The organism is Mucilaginibacter sp. (genome assembly GCF_028287845.1).
In the GTDB taxonomy this organism is placed as follows: Bacteria; Bacteroidota; Bacteroidia; order Sphingobacteriales; family Sphingobacteriaceae; genus Mucilaginibacter.
The window spans coordinates 1-21,119 of record NZ_JAQBOW010000107.1; the positions used below are offsets into that span (position 1 = coordinate 1).

The following is a 21,119-nucleotide window of genomic DNA, read 5'->3' on the forward strand; positions in this document are numbered from 1 at the left end:
CGTACGCCTGTTGGAACTGGTGAACGAACTGGCGCTATATGAAAAGGCCCCGCAAGAAGTAACCGTAACCATAGAAGAATTTGAAGCCGCAGGCTTTGGCGAAAAGCCGGTTTGGAAAGCCTATGTAGCTGAAGTTGGCGGGTTAGTGGTTGGTTTTGCGCTATACTATACCCGATTTTCTACCTGGAAAGGATGCCGCATGTATCTGGAAGATTTTATAGTTACCGAGCCCATGCGCGGCCGGGGAATTGGCAAACTACTTTTTGACCGGTTAATTATTGAAGCTAAAGAAAAAGGATTTAGCGGTATGGTATGGCAGGTATTGGACTGGAACCAACCGGCGCTTAATTTTTACGCTAAATACCATGCATCTATTGAAGCGGGGTGGTTAAACGCGTCGTTATCTAAAGAACAGTTATTAAATTATTAGGTTATGAAAATAGTGTATTTATTTTTTTTAGGAATGATACTGGGATTAAGCTCATGTATGTGGGGAGATACTAAGAAGCCTAAACCTGCTATAACAACGGATACTTTAACTTACTCCTATCATATAATTAAACAAAAAGCAGCAGATTGCGGTACTAAGCCGGACAACGGTTGCACAGTGGTTAAAATTAAATATCCATTTTTTTTTAAGGACGGATTGTTAAATGACACCTTAAAGCATAAACTATTAAACTTATTTGCATTAAATGATAAAGATACCAGCCTGAACCAGCTAACATCAAATTTTATTAAGACTTACGATCAAAACAAAAGCCAGGATGACCGTAAATTATTTTATACGCTTGATATGAACGCAAGCATAGTTCGCCAGGATTCGAGCCTTACTACATTGGTGATTAGCGGCTATTCTTTTGAAGGCGGTGCACACGGTGGCTCAGAAACTGTATTTATTAACTGGAATACCAAGGCAAGTAAAAACATTTCGCTTAATGATATTTTCATAAACGGGTTTACTGCAAAGCTGAATGCAATTGCTGAAGAAATTTTTAGGAAACAGGAAAAATTAAGCCCCACTGCTTCATTAGCTAACGACTACTTTTTTAAAGATGATAAATTTGCCCTAAATCAAAACTTCTCTGTTACACCGCTGGGTTTAAGGTTTATCTACAATCAATACGAAATAAAACCCTATGCAGCCGGGCAAACAGAACTGCTTATCCCCTACGCAAAAATTAAATCACTATTACGGCCCAATACGGTTGTAAGTCAATATATCAAATAAAATGCTTGTTTTTAAATTCGGAGGTGCGTCGGTTAAGGATGCAGAAGGTATCATTAACCTGGCTAATGTAGTCGGCAAATATAAAAGTGAACAATTGCTTATCGTTGTATCAGCAATGGGTAAAACCACCAACGCGCTGGAGAACCTGGCCAAAGCCTATGCCGACCAAACTGATGACCTGCATGATGTTTACGAAGACATAAAAAAATATCACTATGATATATTGGCCGAATTATTTGATGCCAACGACCAGGTTTTTAATGATGTTGCCAATACATTTGTAGAGATAGACTGGATGATAGAGGACGAACCTCATGACGACTTTGATTTTATTTATGACCAGATCGTATCGGTTGGTGAACTGGTATCAACCCGTATAGTTACTGCTTACTTAAATAAAGCCGGTTTAAAGAGCCAATGGCTGGATGTGCGCGGTTATATTCATACGGACAATACTTATCGCGAGGGCGTAGTACAATGGGATAAAACCTGCGAAAGCATTCAACAAGGCATCCCAGCGCTATTAGAAAAAGGTATTGTAGTTACGCAGGGCTTTTTGGGCGGCACGTCTGAAAATTTCACTACCACATTAGGTCGTGAGGGATCTGATTACACCGCGTCCATATTCGCGGCCTGCCTGGGTGCAGCATCAGTTACTACCTGGAAGGATGTGCCCGGCATTTTAAATGCCGATCCTAAGCTATTTGAAGATACCGTAAAGTTTGATGAGCTAAGCTATACTGAAGCTATTGAGATGACCTATTACGGCGCTACAGTTATTCACCCAAAAACCATAAAACCGCTGCAAAACGCTAAAATTCCGTTATTTGTAAAGCCATTTAATCACCCTGAAGAAGCCGGAACGATAATAATAGAAAGCGCGGCACATGTGTTTGAAAAACCGGTTATCATTATTAAACAGAGCCAGGTATTGCTTTCATTATCCCCAAAAGATTATTCCTTTATATCCGAAGATCATTTAAGCGATATATTTGGCAGGTTTGCTAAAGGGCATGTTAAAATTAATATGATGCAGACATCAGCATTAAGCTTTAGCATTTGTTTTGATCATAAAACAGAGAGCTTTGATAAACTGTTAGCCGATATCAGTACCGATTATAAGGCAAAGTATAACAGCGACTTAACGCTAATTACTATAAGGCATTATGCAGATAATACCCTAAAAACCTTAACCACAGGCAAAACCATTTTATTAGAGCAAATTAGCAGGAACACGATACAGGTAGTAGTTAAATAACTACAGGCCCTGTTTTATGCTTCTGAAAGGTTTATCATTATCAGCACTGCTGTACATGGTGAGTATACTATCCTTTAAAACCATATAATCGCCCTGCTGGGTAACAACCATTTTTTTAATTCCTTTAGCTGTTACTTCCATTGGCGCAATGGCTGATACCACTTTGCCTAAAGTATCCAGCTCTAAAATATATGATTGATTCGCTTCTTTCTTATCCTCATAAATAATACTGATGGTTTTGGTATTATCATCAATAAATTTGCCTAATACCTGTTTGTCAACCATATCCGCAGGGTTGAAAGCAAGTAGTTGCTTTGCCTTTTCGGGCGTAAAGCCAACAAATTCAAAACTCAATAAGTTGTTGTCATTATCCTTTACGGTATCTGTCGGTGCAATTACGCCTTTATCATGATAAGCCGCTGTAGCATATACAATAATACCACCTTCATTTTTATAGCTGTTGCCGGGCAGTATATAATCTATCTGTAAATTATTGTATTGTGAACTGTCGCTCTTTATATAAGCCGCAATTTCAACCATTTGCTCTTTGCTGATACGGGCGTTTACCTGCACATCCAGTTTTGCGCCATCTTTGGTTTTTACGGATTTTAATATGGTGAATGGTGTTTTTGGTTTAGAGTGGCAGGCCGTAAGCACAACCAAACAAAAGATGAGGAACTTTTTCATATCAGCAGCAAAAGTATAGAATATAAAGAATTAGTTGTAACCTATATTTTAAATAGCGCGTCAAAACTCATAAAAGAAACTATAATGAAACGCGCCATATACATCATTACCATAGCCCTATTATTACTTACCTGCATTACTGCTAATGCACAGATTGAACAACGGCATTTTAATCAGGAGCTATATAACACCATCCTACATCAGGATAGTATATGCTTTGCCGCATTTAATACACAGAATCTGGAAACATTAAAAAAATTCTTTTCAAAAGATATTGAGTTTTATAATGATAACGGCACCATAACCAATTACGATGATACCATGAAGGCTTTTGGTGCAATGTTTAAGCAAGCCAAAATAAGCGGCTTAAAGCGCGAACTGGTAAAAAGCAGCCTTGAAGTTTATCCATTAAAAGATTTTGGCGCCATAGAAGTTGGCGTGCATAAATTCACTCATATAGAAAATGGTAAAGAGGAAGTTGCCCTACTAAAATTCACCGAAGTTTGGCAGCACAAAGATGGTGAATGGAAAATGACCCGCGTTATAAGCTATAATCACTAAAATACAAAGCCGCTGCAAACACAGCGGCATTTTTGTATAATTAGCTCTTTTTCTTTTCGGGCTTGTGAGCGCTGTCTTTGCTTGAAGTTTGATCTGAGCGTTGCCCGCCTGAGTTACTAATGCCCCTTTCTTTAAGCTTTTCGTTTTGATCGGTAAAAGCACGGTCGGCAGTTGTGGAACCTTGTCCATCGGCATTATTTTTTAAATTCTGCGTTTTCATAATGTTGCGTTTAAATACACAAACACATGCAACAATTGTACCGATATCCAAATATGATTTTTATGTTGTAATTAATGAATCCTCATGCGATTCAGCAATTCTCCATACCGAACCTAAAATGTAGCTCTTTTTCCAACAGGTGCTACATCTATAGTGCTTTATTGGCAGCCAGGGTAAAAACAACCTAATTAAAGTACCTCTCCGGATGCGGGTATCTAATTCTCCTTTGCCGCACTTCTGGCATTTTCTTCTTTTCTTTATAATATAAACGTCCGTTTGTTTCATTATAGTTAACCTAAAAGAAATACTCTATTAATATATTTACTTAACAAGTACCCTATTTATACGTTTGGCGGAATCAAATTGTTTCTTTAAAATTAATTTTTCTTTATAAAAAAGTGATTTTAAATAGGACACAAAATGGAAGGATTGACTGACAGATAATTAGAATTATTTGGTGAGAAAGAAATAAAGCTATCACCAATTTTGCATCCGATTTTACAACCTGCCAGATTCCGTTTTTCTAAAATTCCTGATTGCGAAATTATAAAGGTAATTTCGCACTTTAATATTTGATACAACACAATGGCAGGGTTTGATAAATTGAAGCTGAATAAACAACTGGTTAGATCGGTAAATGAGGTGGGGTATACGGCTCCCAAAGAGGTACAACAAAAAACACTGACAAGAATTATGGGCGGGCAGGATATTATTACCATAGCTCCCGAAGGTTTTGGCAAAACTACCGCTTATATTTTAGGCGCCTTAAACCGATTCAACTACGCGCCCGAAGGTGTGCCCAAAGTGTTGATACTTGTACCTGATAAAGAGCAAGTATTAGCTGTTATTGAGCAATTTGAGTTATTAAATAAAAATAAATCTATTTCAATTGTCGGCTTATACGTTACCGCGGGCACAGAGGCACAAATGGATGCATTGGCTGATGGTGCCGATATTGTTGTAGCAACTCCCGACAGGGCAAGGGCCATTTATTTAAAACTGGCACTTAATCTAAATAAAATAGATCTGTTTATTGTTGATGATGCCGACCAAATGATTAAAAAAGGCATGCAGTTACCTATAGCCGAACTGGCAAACAGCATCCCAAAATGCCAGCATCTTGTATTTACTGATGTTATGCACAGCCGCATCGAAAAAATGATAGCCCCATTTATGAAGCTGCATGCTGTGATTGAGGTAGAGCCAAAGGAAGAAACCCCCATGATAACGCATCAGCAATTATTATATAATGTTCCTAATTTCCTTACCAAACTTAACCTGTTAAATTTATTTTTTTATGATGAGGAGGTGTTTACTAAAAGCATTGTATTTGTAAACAATAGCGCAACTGCCGAAAAGATATATCAAAGTCTTAACCGCCGTATGCATAATGCGGTAGCTTATTTAAATGCGCCGTTTTTTGATGCGATTGGGTTTAAAAGTGTAAATGAATTTAAGGCTGAGAAGGGCGCAAGGGTGTTAATTGTGGTTAATGAAAATGAAGAAGAAACTATTGATTTAAACGGCGTACCTTTCCTGATACATTTTGATCTTCCGCCGGGAAAGGAAATTTATATTGAACGTATTATCAATCAAGATCCTGACAGTGATGATGAAACGCTGGCCCTAACCTTTGCTACCGATCTTGAACTTAGTCAGGTAAAAAAGATAGAACAAGCCACCGGTAAAAAAATGCAATTGGCTGCCCTACCCGATGAATTGGTAATTGTAAGCGAAACAAAACCCAAAGCCGAACCGACTAAACAGTCGATAAAAACAGGGCCTGAAATTGGTGCAGCATTTCATGAGAAAAAGGCGGCTAACAGTAAAAATTATAATTTTAGCTCGGGGCAAAAGGCTAAAATGAATAAGAAGAAAAAGCACGGATAACAATTAACTGGGCACAAAAAAAAGACTGCCCTGAAGCAGCCTTATTGATATTTATGAGCACTATCTTTATGACATTACATACCCTCTACACCGGCATATTGCAACATTAAATCCACTTTTCCATCTTTATTAAATTTCCATACTTCATGTGTACGTTGTTTAACATGTTTCCCATCTTTATCAGTAAATTCTTCGGTTCCCCAAACACAAACTACATTTTCATTCTTGTCTGTACTTTTTAAACTTATCCAGGCATCTAAACTTACCTTATAATTCTGTATAGAGCCTCTAAATTCCTTTACATTTTTAAGATTCTCTGCCTTACCTTTTACCATAGCTCCGCCTGCATGCATCATCGTCACCGTGTCCGATATAAAATCTCCGTGTTTATCCAAAGTATTATTTTCATAGTCTTTCCAAAGCATCAAAATTTTATCCGAATACGTTGGACTGGCAATGGTAAACTTTGATGAATAACTGGCGGTATAACCGCTGTTCATCTGACTCATTGCCACAAATGGCATGGCCAGTAAAAACATTACAAAAAGCTTTTTCATAGTTTTGAGATTTAAATTGTTTGTAATCTGTTAGTTACATTAAATGTAATAATTTAAATCCTTAATTATCAAAAAATTACGACAATTATTTACTTTGAACTTAAAGTAATTTCATATTAGTGTTTTTTACATAGTTAAGGACTAGGATTTCGCGCAACTACATCCTGAAGCGATCTCAATATCCACAAAAATGTACCAGCGATTTTTTTTACATCAATTTTCACAAACCATACCACTATTATTAATGTACTATTAATAAATTACGCCTAAGGCGATAAACTGCAAATGAAGGCAGAAAACAAATCAGATAGTGGGGCCGAAATAGTTTCCCAGGTGCAGGAAACCCCTCCAACCTACTGGCTTACCCGTTTTGTAATTCTTCGCCTGTTGGGGGTGATCTATGCTGTAGCTTTTCTGGTGGCCATTAACCAGATCGTCCCTTTAATAGGGTCTGATGGTTTGCTTCCGGTAGGAATTTACTTAAAACAGGTTAGTATTGCGTTGGGGTCGGCCGGGGCCGGTTTTGTCCGTCTGCCGTCAATATTTTGGCTTTGGCACACGGATACGGCACTTTTAACGGCTGCCTGGATCGGGTTTATACTATCATGTGTAGTAGCGGCAGGTTATGCCAATGCGCTGCTGCTTGCTGTTCTTTGGTTCCTTTACATGTCTTTTGTTCATGTAGGACAAGAATGGTATGGATACGGCTGGGAGATCCAATTAAGCGAAACCGGCTTTCTGGCAATCTTTCTCTGTCCGCTGCTCAACCTGCGTCCATTTCCACGGCAAGCCCCCCCTATGCCCATCATTATTTTATTTCGGTGGCTAACTTTCCGTATTATGCTTGGTTCTGGGTTGATAAAGTTTCGCGGGGATAAAATATGGCATAATGGCACAGCCCTCTATTATCACTTCGAAACACAACCTATTCCCGGTCCGTTAAGCCGGTTGTTCCATTTCCTGCCGCGTGCAATGTTAAGAACCGGCATCTGGTTCAATTGGCTGGCCGAACTCGTAGCGCCATGGTTTGTATTCTGGCCGCGGCTTGCCCGCCATATAGCAGGATCTGTAATCGCGCTGTTTCAGGTCGCCCTTATGTTCAGCGGCAACCTCTCGTTTTTAAATTGGCTTACTGTTGTGCCGGCGCTGGCTTGTTTTGATGATGGCTTCTGGGCCGGGGTTCTTCCAAAACGACTCGTTCAAAAGGCGAAAGCTGCTGCCGGCAATGCCGAAGAATCCATATCTATGCTTACCACCGGCTGGGCCGTTACCGTTATTATTGCACTGCTTAGCATTCAGCCTGCATTAAACATTCTATCTCCGGGGCAGATCATGAACACCTCATTCGACCCGCTGGATATTGTAAATACTTACGGAGCATTTGGAAGTGTGGGGCAGGAACGTTTAAATGTTGTATTTGAAGGAACCATGGATGAGCTGCCCGACGAGAAAACCAACTGGAAGCCCTATATTTATAAAGGGCTGCCGGTATTGCTTAACCAGCGGCCACCGCAAATAGCTCCTTACCAGTTGCGTTTAGACTGGCAAATGTGGTTTGCAGCCATGTCATCTGCCGATCAATATCCCTGGACCTACAACCTGGTATGGAAACTCCTTCATAATGATCCCGGTGCTATGAGTTTGTTCGCGGGCAATCCTTTTCCCGGCAAGCCGCCGCGCTATATCCGGGCTGTTTTATATCGATATAAATTTGCATCGCCAGGCAACCCGCAAGGCCTTTGGTGGACCCGTGAGCAAGTTGGCGAATGGATCCCGGCTATTTCAGCTGATAATCCGCGTCTGATTAAATTCCTTGAATATGAAAAATGGATACGTTAAGTTCAGGTACGGGGCAGGCGCATTAAAAAAGATACCACCCCAACCCTCTTTACCGCTTGCGGAAGAGAGGGTGATCGAGCGACTTAGCGATGATCGGGTGAGTACTAATAAAGCGACATTACCGCCAATGCACGGCGGCGATTACTCACCCCGACTACGCTACGCGGAAAGAGGGCAAAAAAATTTCAATGCGTCTGCCCTGAGCTCAGATATAGTCAAATTGTTTCCTTAAATATAAAACGGTCAGGGCGAACGCATTAAAATAACTAAAGAGTATCGCATATATATCGCATATCTAAGGAGGCTCCGATGGAGCCAAAATAGGGTTTGTCTTGTTCTGCTATAAACAGGGAGCTCCTACGGAGCCAATATTTGCTGAAACAAAGTGGGCATTTGACTCCGGGGGAGTCACCTGTTTATAGAAATAAGCTATAAAGTTTAGAAAAGGCTCCATGGGAGCCTCCTAATGATGTGTATTATTATTTTAATGCATTTGCCCTGATAAACGGTACTTTAGTGTTTGCAAGGTCAACTTGTCTATTTCCAATCTTTTAGGTAAAACGCATATCATGAAAAAATTTACGCTAATGGGCCTGCTTTGCGCGGCCTTCCTGTTAGGCTATGGTTTCAGCCGGTTAACTAACCCGGTTAATAGCGGTCCGCGTGTGACGGGCATCGGCGGTATTTTTTTTAAGGCCAAAGACCCCGCCGCGCTGAAAGCCTGGTACAGCAAGAACCTGGGCATCCGCATGAGCGATTACGGTGCGAATTTTGAATGTCACCAGGGCATGGACAGCACAAAAAAAGGTTTTACGGCATGGGCGCCATTTAAAGAAACCACCAAATACTTTCAACCCTCTGAAAAGCAATTCATGATCAATTACCGCGTGGAAGGGCTGGATCAGCTTTTAGCCCAAATGAAAGCGGCGGGTATACTGCCTATTGACAGCGTGGCAAAGACCAGCTATGGTAATTTTGTACACCTGATGGACCCCGAGGGCAATAAGATAGAATTATGGGAACCCAATGATGTGGAATATGCCAAACCGGGTAGTGTCACTACCAAATAAACAGCAGTTATGGGTATTGAAAAAATGATGCAAATGCTGATTCCCTACGTAATTTTGGTCACAAGACCATTGGTGTTCGGAAGATTAAATTTGTCATTCTGAGCGAGAGCGAAGAATCTTATACACCTGCAAAGTTGCCACCGATCTGCTGTATACCTGTCAATTTACAAGATTTTTCGCTATGCTCAAGAGAACAGTTCTTCACTACGTTCAGAATGACAAAAAAACTTTTTTTAGAATCTTCCCCGCTGTCCGATTTCTCTGACTTCGGACTACTATGCAGATAGGCTGTGCCTATTGTTAAAAGCATGCCAGCGTAGTTAGAAACTACAAGCATAATCTAAAGGAAGTCTCCAGACTTCGAACCACTATACATGTAGTCTTTAGACTACCACAAACAAAAAAACGCCTCCCATTTTCATGAAAGGCGTTGCTGGGTAAATGATGGGGCTCGAACCCACGACCCTCGGTACCACAAACCGATGCTCTAACCAACTGAGCTACATCTACCGTTTGGAGAGTGCAAATGTAAAAATCTTCGGCCTAAATGCAAAGCCTTTTTTAATATTACATTGGGCTTACCCGTTACTACCTCTGTATAAGTAGATTTGTGTTATGACAGAGCAATTAGTAGAGTTGAATGTAACAGGGATGCACTGTAACAATTGTGCATTGTCCATACACAAGCTGTTGGAGAAAAAAGGATTGAACAATATACTGGTTGATTTTGCCGGCGAGGAAGTTAAATTCTCTAACGCTAACGGCACGCAACTGCCCGAGATAATAAAGGGCATTGAGCAACTGGGCTTTAAAGTTGTTGATAACCTTGACCTGCATGCACCAAAGTTTTATGAAAAGGTAGAGAACAAATTTATTTTCTGTGCCCTATTTACTGCACCCCTTTTGTTGCACATGATTTTGTCATGGCATTTTTTACACATGCCAATGGTGCAGTTGCTATTATGTTTACCTGTTTTTATTGTGGGATGCCTGCATTTTGGTAAAAGCGCCTGGCATTCTGTTAAAGGCGGTGTCCCTAATATGGATGTGCTGATATTTATTGGCTCAACATCTGCTTTTATTTATAGTTTAGTGGGCACTATCCAAAACCTGGGCGAACAGTACCAGTTTTATGAAACCTGCGCCACTATTATTACGCTGGTGCTGTTGGGTAACGTTTTCGAGAAACGTTCGGTAAATCAAACTACATCGGCTGTAAAAGACTTAATTAAGTTTCAACAGGTAAATGCTAACCGAATTGTCAATGGCACTATCGAGGTAATTAATGCCCGCGATGTACGCCCCGGTGATATACTATTGGTTAACCACGGAGATAAAATACCGGTTGACGGTGATATTTTGGAAGGCAGCGCATCTGTTGACGAAGCCATGCTTACCGGCGAAAGCGTTCCGGTTGAAAAAGAAAAATATGATAAAGTAATAGGCGGTACAATAGTGCAAAATGGCAACCTTAGGATGATTGCTACCAAAGTTGGCGCTAATACCATACTATCGCAAATTATTGAACTAATGAAAAAGGCGCAGGCGGCTAAACCTCCCGTTCAAAAACTGGGCGATAAGGTGGCTGCCATATTTGTGCCTGCGGTGATATTAATTTCCGTGCTAACCTTTGTACTTACATTTTTTCTGAGTGATACCGGTTTACAAAAATCATTAATGAATGCAATTGCTGTACTAGTTATTTCCTGCCCATGCGCTATGGGCTTAGCAACGCCAACAGCCGTTATGGTTGGGCTGGGCCGCGCTGCTAAAAGCGGCATATTAATAAAAGGAGGCGATACCATCGAAGCTGTCGCTAATACCAAATATGTTGTATTTGATAAAACAGGCACGCTAACTACCGGCAAATTCAGCATTCATGATATAAAGGTGGAAGATGGTGTTGACCTGGAGCATATACGTGGAATAATAGTAGCTATTGAAGAAAGATCAAATCACCCTATTGCAAAATCGCTGGTAGAGGGGTTAAAATCATTACCTCAAACTAAACTGATACTACGTACAGCCACCGAAGAAAAAGGATTAGGCATGCGTGCCGAAGACGTGGAAGGCAACCACTATTTCCTGGGTACAGGCAAATCAATAGACGCAAATGATTTTAATTTGTCGCTTTATAAGAACCAGGTTTTATTAGCACAAATAGCTATAGATGATACCATTAAGCCCGAAGCCATAACATTAATAACTCAGCTTAAAAAAATGGGAATAATTCCCGTTTTATTAAGTGGCGACAGAGAAAACAGGTGCCAAAAAGTTGCAAAGACAGTTGGTATTAACGAGGTACACGGAGAAAAGCTACCTGATGAAAAGCTAACTGTTATTGACATCTACAAACAAAAAGGCAAAACCATAATGATTGGCGATGGCATAAACGATGCCCCTGCCCTAACCAAGGCCGATGTTGGCGTATCTATGAATGATGCCAGCCAGATAGCCATACAATCTGCACGGGTAATTTTATTAAATACAGATCTGCATTCGGTTATTAAATTCCTGCAGATCAGCAGGCATACACTGTTAACCATTAAACAAAACTTATTTTGGGCATTTGCCTATAACATTATTGCTATACCTGTAGCGGCATTAGGCTTTTTAAACCCAATGGTAGGCGCATTCACGATGGCTTTCTCTGATGTGGTAGTTATTGGAAATTCACTAAGATTGAAGCGCAAGCGTATAACCCCCTAACCCAGGGCAGCGCATTAAAAAATAATACACATCATTAGGAGGCTCCTATGGAGCCTTTCTAATTTTATAGCTTATTTCTATAAACAGGCGACTCCCCCGGAGTCAAATGTCCGCCTTGTTTCAGCAAATATTGGCTCCGGAGGAGCTCCCTGTTTATAGAAGAACAAGACAAATCTTATTTGGCTCCTATCGGAGCCTCCTTATATATGCGATACTCATTTGAGTTATTTCAATGCGTTTGCCCGCCCCCTTAACCCCTGAAGGGGGAATAATAAATTTATTATTATTTTTACGCCATTCAGCTCCCCCTTTAGGGGGCTGGGGGGATATGATTGAAATTTATACAGATGGTTCATCAAGCGGTAATCCGGGTCCGGGGGGATATGGTGTGATATTACGCGCGGGGAGTCATTACAAAGAACTGTCTGAAGGTTTCCGCAAAACAACCAATAACCGCATGGAACTGCTGGCGGTAATAAAGGGGTTGGAAGCGCTGAACAAACCCAATCAAAGCGTAACCATTTTTTCAGATTCGAAATATGTAATTGATGCCATCGAAAAAAAATGGGTATATGGCTGGCTGCAAAAAGGTTTTAAAGACAAAAAGAACAAGGATCTTTGGCTGCGTTATTTAGATATCAGTAAACTGCATAACGTAAAATTCAACTGGGTACGCGGTCATAATGGACACCCCGAAAACGAGCGTTGTGATGAGTTGGCTGTAGCTGCCGGAAAGCAAAAAGATTTACTAATAGATACTGTTTTTGAGATGGAAGCAGCTAAGGCTAATCTATTTTAATTACAAACGGCAACTGATATGATGGCGGCGTTATATGGCCGGTAATTTTGTTTCATCTTGTCAAATAACTTGTTTCACCACTTCTAAAACTGCCAATATGTAATTATTTGATTATCAATGATAAAACTTAAAGTCATACTTAAAAATACTGACGAATAAGTTGTTACATTTTGTTACACCACTTTTTCGTAGTTGATTTATTTTCAACAAGTTAAGTCGAAATCTTGTTACACTTTGTTACATTTTGTTACACAATCGCGTGTAACAAGATTCGCTTTTGCCAAATGCTTTTTATTATTTAGCCAGCTCAATCACCTGCAGATCCTGTATCTTATTACCATCAATATTAAACCGCATTAAAGTGCGTACTTTTTGCCAGCCCTGTTTACCCGCAGCGCCCGGATTTAAGTGCAGGCAGTTTATCTTTTTATCATAAATCACCTTTAAAATATGCGAATGGCCGGAGATAAATAAAGCGGGCGGATTGGCGTATATTTCATTCCGTATCCGCAAATCATACCTATCCGGGTAACCACCAATATGCGTCATCCATACATCCACATCCTCACATTTAAACCGTAAATTTTCGGGATAGGTTTGTCGTATTTCTTTACCATCGATATTGCCATATACGCCACGCAAAGGTTTAAACGCGGCCAGTTTATCAACCAATTCCATATTACCGAAATCGCCGGCGTGCCATATCTCATCACATTGTTCAAAATGTTTAAAGACGGCATCGTCAAGGAAACTATGGGTGTCTGATATCAGGCCTATTCGGGTCATTTTAAAATATTGTAAAGAAGTCCTTTAACTTGTTTTGATACGCTTCCGAATATACTTTTGGCTCTGCATAAATAACAAATTGCTCATCCGGATTCTTTGTTTCATCCAAAGTTAGCACTAAAATTTCCCGGTGAGGAATTGAATCAGGATAAGATAGGATACTTATTACCTGCTTTATATTTAGCTGATGCTGTGTATTTATAGCCCTCACTAATTGAGCGGTTTGCAAAGGCAATATTAACCAGCATTCACCATTTTCTGTTAGGTGGCGGGCAACAGATTTAATCAGCTCTTCAAAAAAATATTCATCCGTATGCTTAGCCAGGCTTTTCTTAGCTCCAGGTGATTCGAGCGAATTTATATGGAACGGCGGATTAGAAACTATAAGGTCATACTTCCTTTCAGGATTATCTTTAAAGAAAGCCCCAAACCCGGCCGGATAAATATGCAGACGATCAGCAAATGGTGATCCTGTAAAATTCTGCTTAGCCGTTTCCGCAGCGATTAGGTCTATTTCAACGGCATCAATTTTAGCATTAACAAACCTTTGTGCAAGCATTAAGGCAATTACACCTGTGCCTGTGCCAATATCCAGTACAGTTACAGCATTACTTGCTTGGGTTAAGGCACCCAGCAGCACACCATCCGTATTGATCTTCATGGCACAACCGCTTTGGTCGACGTTGAATTGTTTGAAGCGAAACATAGGAAGCGAAGGTAAATTAAAATGTCACGAATGGAAGTTAACGCTCGTAAAATTCAATTGGCAACCCATCAGGGTCTGCGAAAAAAGTGAACCGCTTGCCGGTAAACTCATCTATACGGATGGGCTCGACAACCACATTATACGCGGTTATTGCGGCTATCGCTTCATCAATATTATCGACCTCAAAAGCTATATGGCGAAGGCCGGCTGCTTCAGGGCGTGATGGCCTTTTAGTTGGGTCAGGAAATGAAAAAAGCTCGATCTGGTATTGGTTACCCACTTCCAGATCAAGCTTGTACGATTTGCGTTCGGCACGATAAACTTCTGCCAATATTTTAAACCCGAGTACCACTGTATAAAAATGCTTTGATACTGTATAATCAGAACAAATTATGGCGATATGATGTACCCGGTTTATCTTTAACATTAGTCTCCTAATATAGCGTGCAATACGTTGTCGTAAACCAATTTAATATCAGTGATATGGCCGAATGATTCGTCGTCAACACTTAAATAGCCATTGCTTACGGTACCCAATAAGCTAAACTCAACTTCGCTGGTAGCCATTAGTTCAATAAAACGTTCCTGATCGGCAGGTGCAACGCTTACTACTACCCTTCCTTGTGCTTCACCAAACAAGAAAGCATCTTTACGTATGCCGGTTTCTGATGTAATTTCAAAACCTAAACCATTTGGCATTGCCGATTCGATTAGGGTAATAAATAAACCACCGTCGGCCACGTCATGGGCAGATTGTATCATTTTATGTTTGATCAATTGCTTAACCACTTGCTGCATATCGTATTCCTTATCTATATCAAAATAAGGTGCGGGTGCGGCCAGTATTTTATGCCATGAGGCTAAATATTGAGAGGATGCAATGTCATTAACAGATTCGCCAATCAAATAAACCAAATCATCAGGTTGTTTAAAGTCTGATGTCATGATGTTAGTCACATCATCCATTACTCCCAACATACCAATAGTTGGTGTAGGGAAAACCGGCCCATCATCAGTAGATTGATTGTAAAAACTTACATTACCACCGGTAACAGGAGTTTCAAATTTACGACAGGCCTCTCCCATTCCTTTTATAGCACCAACAAACTGCCAGTAAACTTCAGGTTTGTATGGATTGCCAAAATTAAGGCAATTAGTTATAGCAACAGGTTCACCACCAGCGCAGGTAATATTACGCGCGGCTTCTGCTACTGCAATAGCCGTACCCTTTTGCGGATCGGCATATACGTAGCGCGAATTACAATCAACTGTTAAAACAATAGCTTTATCAGTGCCTATAACATTTACCACAGCTGCATCACTTGGGCGGTTGGTAGTCATTGTGGCTACACCTACCATAGAATCATACTGATCGGTCACCCAACGTTTTGATGCAATATTAGGATGTGATATTAAATGCTCGGCAACTTCTAAAAGATTAGCCGGCTCTTTAACATCTTCTATTTTAAATTTTTGATTCGCGGCAAAATATGCAGGCTCACGATATTCGCGTTCGTAAACCGGTGCGCCGCCACCTAATACCAGGTCATCAGCAGGTACATCAGCAACTAACTTGCCGTCTGCATAATATTCCAGGCGTTTGGTATCAGTTACCTCGCCAATAATAGCACAGTTCAGGTCCCATTTATCAAAAACAGCTTCTACTTCTTTTTCACGGCCCTTGTGTACTACTATCAACATACGCTCCTGCGACTCTGACAGCAATATCTCGAAAGGCTTCATATTTTTCTGGCGCGTTGGTACAGCGTCCAAATTTATTCGCATACCATGTTCGCCTTTGGCAGACATTTCTGAGTTTGAGCAGATAATACCTGCCGCGCCCATATCCTGCATACCAACAACGGCACCTGTCTTAATTACTTCTAACGTTGCCTCTAACAATAGTTTTTCCTGGAAAGGGTCGCCAACCTGTACGGCCGGTAAATCATTAACAGAATCCTCTGTAATATCTTTTGATGCAAAAGCAGCGCCGTGTATACCATCTTTACCCGTTGCAGACCCTACAATATATACCGGATTACCAACGCCATATGATGTTGCCGATACGGTTTCGCCCGCCTTAACAATACCTGCAGACATGGCGTTAACCAACGGGTTAACGTTATAGCAATCATCAAAAAACAACTCGCCGCCAACAGTAGCTATACCAAAAGCATTGCCATAATGACTAATGCCTTTAACAACACCTTTAATTAACCATTTAGTGCGATCCTGGGTAATATCGCCAAAACGTAAAGAGTTTAATTGTGCTATGGGCCTTGCACCCATGGTAAATATATCGCGATTTATACCGCCCACCCCTGTAGCTGCACCTTGATAAGGTTCTAAAGCCGAAGGGTGATTATGAGATTCTATTTTAAACGCGCATCCAATACCATCACCCAAATCAACCAATCCCGCGTTTTCCTCGCCTGCCTTAGCCAACATACGCGGACTATCTTTTGGCAACGTTTTAAGCCAGGTAATTGAGTTTTTATATGAACAATGCTCACTCCACATTACCGAAAAAATGGATAGCTCGGTAAAGTTGGGCACCCGGCCCAATATTTCTATTATCCGATCATATTCTTCTGATAGTAAGCCTAAATCTTTTGCTGTTGTAACGGTAGTAAGTTCCTGGGTCTCCAATGTTATGTGTTTTTTTAAAAGGATGCCCAAAAGTATAGAAAAAAGGCCAAAGGTAAAAGGTAAAAGGTAAGGGATGTGCAAACCTTTTACCTTTATCCTTTCACCTTTTACCTAAATATTACCTTGGCCTTTCACCTAATTATTGGTTTATAGAAAAGCTAATAGGTATGGTGTACTTAACCCTTACCGGGTGGTCACTTTGTATGCCGGGTTTCCAGGCGTGTGATAGTTTTAATACACGCAGGGCCTCCTCATCCATGCCAAATCCGGCACCACGATCAACCATTACGTTTGATAGATGTCCGTCTTTTTCAACAACAAAACTAACCAGTACCCGGCCACTTACACTCTTATCCAGGGCCTCAGGAGGATAATGTAAGTTTTTTTGTAAAAACTTGCCCCATCCTGCCGCACCGCCAAAGGGCTCGGGCATTACATCAATTCCTGTTATATGTATGGTCTCATCAGGGCTGGTAGTAACTCCTGTACCACCGCTTTCTTTACCTACATCGGAGTTGGCTATACCTTCTCCTCCACCCGATACTTTAATATCTTCAGGCCCAACAGCATTATGCAGAAGATCAATTTGTTTTGGAGGATCAATCGTTACCGGTTTATCAGTTACAATCATTTGTACATACTTAGTAGTATTAACGGGTGGTAATGGCTTTGCTGCCGCGGGTTTCATTTTTTTAAGTTCGGCTTTAGGCGGTACAGGTGGTTCCGCATATTTTGCTAAAACTATTGCTGTGTTTTTAAATAATGTTACGGGCTTTGCCCTTACCAGGATACCAAAAATTACCGCGGCACTAATAACGCTGACAAAAGTAATACCCATGGCCTTTACAACATTATCAGCATAATGCTGCCTGATGTAATAAGCGCCATATTCTTTGTTACGTTTAGCAAAAACAAGTTCGAGCCACTCGGACTTGTACAAATTAAAGTTTGAAATAAGCATAATGGTTGAAATTTAATTTTATTATATAACGCTTATAAAATATTTAATGTTGTTAAATTTTCACTTTTGGTATTTTTGCAATATTATTTCATTATTAATTATATTTACATAACTAAATAATTAGTTTTAAATAAATAATTCATTATATATACAATTTTGTTGCAATTTGCCTTTTTTAAAAAACACTCAAAAACAAAAAAGCTGCCCCGATTACGTCGGGACAGCTCCTATTTTTGAAAGTTCTCTTAAATACTTTTGTTTAGAAAGCGTAAACAGCTGCTAAAAGGAATTGTGAAGCAGATTTTGTAGCTACACCATTTTTATCAGTAAAGATTTGATTTTTTCCGTTATCAATCCTAAATTCAGGTATAAAAGTGAAAGGGCCTGATTTAACATTAGCCGTTACAGTAAGCGCGGTTATACTTGAGCTTGGAGTAGTTCCAACAGCTTTGAAATTAAAATACTCGCCACGTAAACCAATAGTAGCTACTTTAGAAACAGCTAGCTGCGGATATAATGCAACACCATCGTAGTTTGCTGATCCATTACCAGACTTGGTAGCGCCGTTTAAACCTAATTTAAAAGCATTTGTGATCTGGTAGTTTGTGGTCAGATCCAATACAGTACCTGAAGCCGGGCCACTGGCCACGTTAAGATAAGCTGTCCAGTTCTTTACGGGTACTAACATTAATTGCGCACCTAAAGTATTTATCCTGCCTGCTGATGTATAAACATTCCACAGATCATTGAAAACGCCAACCATTAAGCTTGCTGCCGGCGAGAATGTGAAAGTAGCCTTAGCGCCTGCATTTTGGAATGGGCCGTTGGTGAATAAATAAGATGTTGAATAGTTAAAATTTCCGGCAGGGGAAATTACTTCGTACCCAATAAAGGTAGCCATATAACCCATAGTCAGGTTAAAACTACTGGTTACATCATACGAAACATATAAGTTTTGAATGTGATTAGTAGCGACAGGTAAAGATTGGTCGCTACGCGGGCCAAATGATACTTCACCAACAAAAGATGCGGCACCAACCTTTTTCTTTACGCCGAGGTCAAACATACCTATAGAAAATGAGTTCTGGTCACTTGCAAAAGAAGTAGGTATATTGTTGTGCCCTGAAAAGTCATACTTATAATAAGCATCTACCGAACCTGAGATAACCAGGGGAGCATCGCCAGTGGTTTTAATTGTATCCTGCGCTTTGGTGGTTAAACTGAATGCTGATACAGTAAGTAATAAAAGTAATAGTTTTTTCATGATTTGATTGATAATTGTTGGATTGATAATTGTTGTTAATTTGATTGATGTTTTTAAAACGTACCTATTTTAAAGTTTTGAGATACCTTAAACAAAGTAGCAGCCATTAATAATAAATTCGTTTTAAGTGCCTGATTTTCAAAAAATTATATTTTAATATTAGCAAAATACATTAAAACAAAGAATCTGTATCCTATCAAATTGATAGGTTATGTGATAAATAATAAAATACTTTGATTTATAAAACCCTTGTGCGGTTTGCATTTACACCCCGCACAAGGGATAATAGTATCAGATAAACTTAAGCCGGAACTTTTACGCCTTTATCAAACAGACCGCTTAAGCTGATGTCTTCATCTTGAATTGGGTAAGCGTCAATACCGTGATCAAATAAATCAAGGCCACCTACACCTAATTCACCATGTTCTTCAACACGTAATCTCCAAGGATTAGGTAATTTATTAATGATATACATCATTATGATAGTTACCACAAAAACTGCAATCGCAATAGTGAATGTACCTATAGCCTGGGCCTCAAGTACGCTTGCACCGCCGCCATAAAATAAACCTGTAACAGGTGCGCTATTATCAGCACCGGTAGGGCCGGTTGCACCATATTGTCCTGAAGCGAATAATCCAAGTGATAATGTTCCCCAAATACCGCAGAAACCGTGTACAGATACTGCACCAACCGGATCGTCAATACGTAACCACTCTATAAAGTTCATAGCTGCATATACTACAAAACCGGCAATAGCACCAAGCAATATAGCACCAAGCGGGCTAACCCAGTAACAAGGGCAGGTAATAGCTACCAAACCACCTAATAAACCGTTTAAAGTATAACCTAAATCAAATTTACCCTTTGTTGGGCCCCACCATAAACCTGCTAACATAGCCATCATACCGCCAGCGCAGGCAGCAAGAGTTGTATTGGCTGCAACACGGCCAATACCTTGCATATCCATTGCAGAAAGTGTGCTACCAGGGTTAAAGCCATACCAGCCAAACCAAAGTATAAATGTACCAACTGCTGCTAATGGCATATTGTGTCCCGGCGGCATTCCGCCTTTTTCTTTATCATCACGTGCAAAAATGCGACCTAAACGCGGGCCTAATACAATAGCACCGGCTAATGAGGCAACACCACCAATAGTATGTACTACTGTTGAGCCTGCAAAATCACGGAAAGGTTGTCCTAATGAAGTAAGTATACCGGTTGCAGATCCCATTGTTACTAAGAAACCGTCAGGTCCCCAGGCCCAGTGACCAATTATTGGGTATATAAAACCTGTAATACCTATACTATAAAGAATATCACCACGGAAGCTTGTACGACCGATCATTGCACCGGATACAATAGTTGAGCAAGTATCAGCAAAAGCATATTGGAATATCCAGTGTGCAAGTATCGGAATTCCGTATGCCTCATAAGTTGCAGGAGTATTTTGTAAGAAGAACCAATTTTTACCATCAGCTCCACCCCATCCTATAAAACCGTTACCATGTCCAAACATAAATGCATAACCAATGGCGTAGAATAAGATACCACAAAGGCAAGTATCATAAATACACTCCATTAATACGTTAACAGTTTCTCTTTTACGAGCAAACCCAGCTTCAAGCATTACGAAACCAGCCTGCATACCAAATACTAAAAACGCTGCTACCAATGTCCAAACTGTATTAATAGAATTAATCATAGATGTTTCCAGATCGGTTGGTTTTGCAGGAGCAGCCGCAGCATGAGCAGCAGAAGGCAATAATCCTGGAATAGTGAACATTGCTGCTACTACCAAGCCTAAGCCTATCATTTTTCCAGTTAAAATGGTTGCACCCAGCGCCCATTTCTCCCGCGATAATCCGCGAAACGCGTCCAGCAGGTTGAATTTTGGTTGTTTTACTTTCATTTGTTTGTTGATTAATTAGT

General features: G+C 40.3%; 19 protein-coding genes and 1 tRNA gene. 9 read left to right on the top strand and 11 right to left on the bottom strand.

Annotation, left to right across the window (positions count from 1 at the left end; all coding sequences use genetic code 11):
* Positions 1–7 precede the first annotated feature (7 nt).
* Genes JWP71_RS10665 through JWP71_RS10675 form a run of 3 tightly spaced genes read left to right on the top strand, consistent with a single transcriptional unit; the run spans position 8 to position 2,489 of the window.
* Positions 8–430 (top strand): GNAT family N-acetyltransferase, encoded by a 423-nt coding sequence (locus JWP71_RS10665; RefSeq protein WP_299499670.1) that lies wholly within the window; start codon positions 8–10, stop codon positions 428–430.
* 3 nt (positions 431–433) lie between these two features.
* Positions 434–1,231: a DUF3298 and DUF4163 domain-containing protein gene (locus tag JWP71_RS10670; RefSeq protein WP_299499564.1), complete on the top strand. Its 798-nt coding sequence runs from the start codon at positions 434–436 to the stop codon at positions 1,229–1,231.
* A gap of 1 nt (position 1,232) precedes the next feature.
* Positions 1,233–2,489 carry an aspartate kinase gene (locus JWP71_RS10675; protein WP_299499567.1) on the top strand — a complete coding sequence of 419 codons (1,257 nt, stop codon included), beginning with the start codon at positions 1,233–1,235 and terminating at the stop codon, positions 2,487–2,489.
* On the opposite strand, the gene JWP71_RS10680 is transcribed toward JWP71_RS10675, so the two are convergent.
* On the bottom strand, positions 2,490–3,176 hold the full coding sequence (locus JWP71_RS10680) for a hypothetical protein (protein ID WP_299499570.1): 687 nt from the start codon (positions 3,174–3,176) through the stop codon (positions 2,490–2,492). It abuts the gene before it with no gap.
* An 84-nt stretch (positions 3,177–3,260) separates the two neighbouring features.
* Here JWP71_RS10680 and JWP71_RS10685 point away from each other — a divergent pair, with 84 nt between their 5' ends.
* Positions 3,261–3,737: a nuclear transport factor 2 family protein gene (locus JWP71_RS10685; RefSeq protein WP_299499572.1), complete on the top strand. Its 477-nt coding sequence runs from the start codon at positions 3,261–3,263 to the stop codon at positions 3,735–3,737.
* A 40-nt stretch (positions 3,738–3,777) separates the two neighbouring features.
* Here JWP71_RS10685 and JWP71_RS10690 read toward each other — a convergent pair whose 3' ends face one another.
* Positions 3,778–3,957, bottom strand: a complete 180-nt coding sequence (locus tag JWP71_RS10690; protein ID WP_299499574.1) for a hypothetical protein — start codon at positions 3,955–3,957, stop codon at positions 3,778–3,780.
* Positions 3,958–4,542: 585 nt separating this feature from the next.
* Here JWP71_RS10690 and JWP71_RS10695 point away from each other — a divergent pair.
* Positions 4,543–5,847 carry a DEAD/DEAH box helicase gene (locus tag JWP71_RS10695; RefSeq protein ID WP_299499576.1) on the top strand — a complete coding sequence of 435 codons (1,305 nt, stop codon included), beginning with the start codon at positions 4,543–4,545 and terminating at the stop codon, positions 5,845–5,847.
* Between the two features lie 74 nt (positions 5,848–5,921).
* On the opposite strand, the gene JWP71_RS10700 is transcribed toward JWP71_RS10695, so the two are convergent.
* The gene (locus JWP71_RS10700; protein ID WP_299499577.1) at positions 5,922–6,404 is read right to left on the bottom strand and encodes a hypothetical protein; all 483 of its coding nucleotides are present in this window, start codon (positions 6,402–6,404) and stop codon (positions 5,922–5,924) included.
* A gap of 285 nt (positions 6,405–6,689) precedes the next feature.
* Between JWP71_RS10700 and JWP71_RS10705 the strand changes: the two genes are divergently transcribed.
* Both JWP71_RS10705 and JWP71_RS10710 read left to right on the top strand, forming a co-directional pair.
* Complete coding sequence (locus tag JWP71_RS10705) at positions 6,690–8,243, top strand: lipase maturation factor family protein (RefSeq protein ID WP_299499579.1); 1,554 nt, start codon at positions 6,690–6,692, stop codon at positions 8,241–8,243.
* Between the two features lie 569 nt (positions 8,244–8,812).
* Positions 8,813–9,313, top strand: a complete 501-nt coding sequence (locus JWP71_RS10710) for a VOC family protein (RefSeq protein ID WP_299499580.1) — start codon at positions 8,813–8,815, stop codon at positions 9,311–9,313.
* A gap of 436 nt (positions 9,314–9,749) precedes the next feature.
* Here the strand turns inward: JWP71_RS10710 and JWP71_RS10715 are convergent.
* Positions 9,750–9,823: transfer RNA gene (locus JWP71_RS10715), tRNA-His, on the bottom strand.
* Positions 9,824–9,928: 105 nt separating this feature from the next.
* On the opposite strand from JWP71_RS10715, the gene JWP71_RS10720 reads away from it, so the two are divergent.
* Together JWP71_RS10720 and rnhA are read left to right on the top strand one after the other, a co-directional pair.
* Positions 9,929–12,022, top strand: a complete 2,094-nt coding sequence (locus JWP71_RS10720; protein ID WP_299499581.1) for a heavy metal translocating P-type ATPase — start codon at positions 9,929–9,931, stop codon at positions 12,020–12,022.
* 328 nt (positions 12,023–12,350) lie between these two features.
* A complete protein-coding gene (gene rnhA / locus JWP71_RS10725; protein ID WP_299499583.1) occupies positions 12,351–12,821 on the top strand; it encodes a ribonuclease HI in 471 nt (156 codons plus the stop codon).
* A 294-nt stretch (positions 12,822–13,115) separates the two neighbouring features.
* Here the strand turns inward: rnhA and JWP71_RS10730 are convergent, their stop codons facing one another.
* The 7 genes from JWP71_RS10730 to JWP71_RS10760 form a co-directional block, all read right to left on the bottom strand.
* Positions 13,116–13,607, bottom strand: coding sequence for a metallophosphoesterase family protein (locus JWP71_RS10730; protein ID WP_299499584.1), 492 nt, complete (start codon positions 13,605–13,607; stop codon positions 13,116–13,118).
* Position 13,608: 1 nt separating this feature from the next.
* Positions 13,609–14,313, bottom strand: a complete 705-nt coding sequence (locus JWP71_RS10735) for a methyltransferase (RefSeq protein ID WP_299499585.1) — start codon at positions 14,311–14,313, stop codon at positions 13,609–13,611.
* 37 nt (positions 14,314–14,350) lie between these two features.
* Complete coding sequence (locus JWP71_RS10740; protein ID WP_299499587.1) at positions 14,351–14,740, bottom strand: VOC family protein; 390 nt, start codon at positions 14,738–14,740, stop codon at positions 14,351–14,353.
* Complete coding sequence (gene purL / locus JWP71_RS10745; protein ID WP_299499589.1) at positions 14,740–16,962, bottom strand: phosphoribosylformylglycinamidine synthase subunit PurL; 2,223 nt, start codon at positions 16,960–16,962, stop codon at positions 14,740–14,742. The genes JWP71_RS10740 and purL overlap by 1 nt, the downstream gene beginning before the upstream one ends.
* A gap of 139 nt (positions 16,963–17,101) precedes the next feature.
* Positions 17,102–17,923, bottom strand: coding sequence for an energy transducer TonB (locus JWP71_RS10750; RefSeq protein ID WP_299499591.1), 822 nt, complete (start codon positions 17,921–17,923; stop codon positions 17,102–17,104).
* Between the two features lie 259 nt (positions 17,924–18,182).
* Positions 18,183–19,187, bottom strand: coding sequence for a porin (locus tag JWP71_RS10755; protein WP_299499594.1), 1,005 nt, complete (start codon positions 19,185–19,187; stop codon positions 18,183–18,185).
* Between the two features lie 301 nt (positions 19,188–19,488).
* The gene (locus tag JWP71_RS10760; RefSeq protein WP_299499597.1) at positions 19,489–21,099 is read right to left on the bottom strand and encodes an ammonium transporter; all 1,611 of its coding nucleotides are present in this window, start codon (positions 21,097–21,099) and stop codon (positions 19,489–19,491) included.
* Positions 21,100–21,119: the final 20 nt, after the last annotated feature.

Bases quoted from the DNA above. Each gene is read 5' to 3' on its own strand.
- JWP71_RS10670 (WP_299499564.1), top strand. From the start codon at position 434: ATGAAAATAGTGTATTTATTTTTTTTAGGAATGATACTGGGATTAAGC.
- JWP71_RS10675 (WP_299499567.1), top strand. From the start codon at position 1,233: ATGCTTGTTTTTAAATTCGGAGGTGCGTCGGTTAAGGATGCAGAAGGT.
- JWP71_RS10680 (WP_299499570.1), bottom strand. From the start codon at position 3,176: ATGAAAAAGTTCCTCATCTTTTGTTTGGTTGTGCTTACGGCCTGCCAC.
- JWP71_RS10685 (WP_299499572.1), top strand. From the start codon at position 3,261: ATGAAACGCGCCATATACATCATTACCATAGCCCTATTATTACTTACC.
- JWP71_RS10690 (WP_299499574.1), bottom strand. From the start codon at position 3,957: ATGAAAACGCAGAATTTAAAAAATAATGCCGATGGACAAGGTTCCACA.
- JWP71_RS10695 (WP_299499576.1), top strand. From the start codon at position 4,543: ATGGCAGGGTTTGATAAATTGAAGCTGAATAAACAACTGGTTAGATCG.
- JWP71_RS10700 (WP_299499577.1), bottom strand. From the start codon at position 6,404: ATGAAAAAGCTTTTTGTAATGTTTTTACTGGCCATGCCATTTGTGGCA.
- JWP71_RS10705 (WP_299499579.1), top strand. From the start codon at position 6,690: ATGAAGGCAGAAAACAAATCAGATAGTGGGGCCGAAATAGTTTCCCAG.
- JWP71_RS10710 (WP_299499580.1), top strand. From the start codon at position 8,813: ATGAAAAAATTTACGCTAATGGGCCTGCTTTGCGCGGCCTTCCTGTTA.
- JWP71_RS10720 (WP_299499581.1), top strand. From the start codon at position 9,929: ATGACAGAGCAATTAGTAGAGTTGAATGTAACAGGGATGCACTGTAAC.
- rnhA (WP_299499583.1), top strand. From the start codon at position 12,351: ATGATTGAAATTTATACAGATGGTTCATCAAGCGGTAATCCGGGTCCG.
- JWP71_RS10730 (WP_299499584.1), bottom strand. From the start codon at position 13,607: ATGACCCGAATAGGCCTGATATCAGACACCCATAGTTTCCTTGACGAT.
- JWP71_RS10735 (WP_299499585.1), bottom strand. From the start codon at position 14,313: ATGTTTCGCTTCAAACAATTCAACGTCGACCAAAGCGGTTGTGCCATG.
- JWP71_RS10740 (WP_299499587.1), bottom strand. From the start codon at position 14,740: ATGTTAAAGATAAACCGGGTACATCATATCGCCATAATTTGTTCTGAT.
- JWP71_RS10750 (WP_299499591.1), bottom strand. From the start codon at position 17,923: ATGCTTATTTCAAACTTTAATTTGTACAAGTCCGAGTGGCTCGAACTT.
- JWP71_RS10755 (WP_299499594.1), bottom strand. From the start codon at position 19,187: ATGAAAAAACTATTACTTTTATTACTTACTGTATCAGCATTCAGTTTA.
- JWP71_RS10760 (WP_299499597.1), bottom strand. From the start codon at position 21,099: ATGAAAGTAAAACAACCAAAATTCAACCTGCTGGACGCGTTTCGCGGA.